This window comes from Methylobacterium sp. WL119, assembly GCF_008039875.1.
GTDB lineage: Bacteria > Pseudomonadota > Alphaproteobacteria > Rhizobiales > Beijerinckiaceae > Methylobacterium.
In genome coordinates, this window is record NZ_VRUU01000257.1 from 1 (window position 1) to 503 (window position 503).

Below are 503 nucleotides of genomic sequence, written 5' to 3' on the forward strand. Positions count from 1 at the left end.
TTTTTTTTATTCATCCGGCCCCCACCGATATCTACACACGTCGTATCGTCGGCTGCGCCCGTTGTTTAAACGCCCGAGCACGAGGTCGCGCACCACCGGCGCGACCGAGACGGCGCCGAAGCCGGCCTCCGCCAGCAGGCGGCGCAGGGCGTCCGCGTCGGCGAAGCGGAACGGCCCGGGGCCGGCGAAGTCCGGCGGCCCCGCATCGGGCACCAGCGGCAGCACGGCCGCGCGGGGCACGGTGACCCACGGGTTGTCGGCCATCGCCTGCCAGCACAGGAAGGTCAGGCGCCCGTGCGGCGCCAGCGCCCGGCGGAGGTTGGCGAAGGCGGCGCGCGAATCCGAGAAGAACATCACGCCGAAGCGCGAGATCGCCCGCGCGAAGGGCGGCCCCGCGAACGCCTGCGTCTCGGCGTCGGCGACGATCCAGTCGATCGGCGCGGCGCCGGCCGCCACCGGCCGCGCCCGCGCCACCGCGAGCAGCGGCTCCGACAGGTCGGCGG

The 503-nt window shown here is 74.4% G+C and carries 1 protein-coding gene; it reads right to left on the reverse strand.

Annotated features, from left to right (window positions below; translation table 11 throughout):
* Positions 1-6: 6 nt before the first annotated feature.
* Positions 7-503, reverse strand: a 497-nt coding sequence (locus FV227_RS28725) for a class I SAM-dependent methyltransferase (protein WP_147860490.1), incomplete at its 5' end; no start/stop codon positions are given.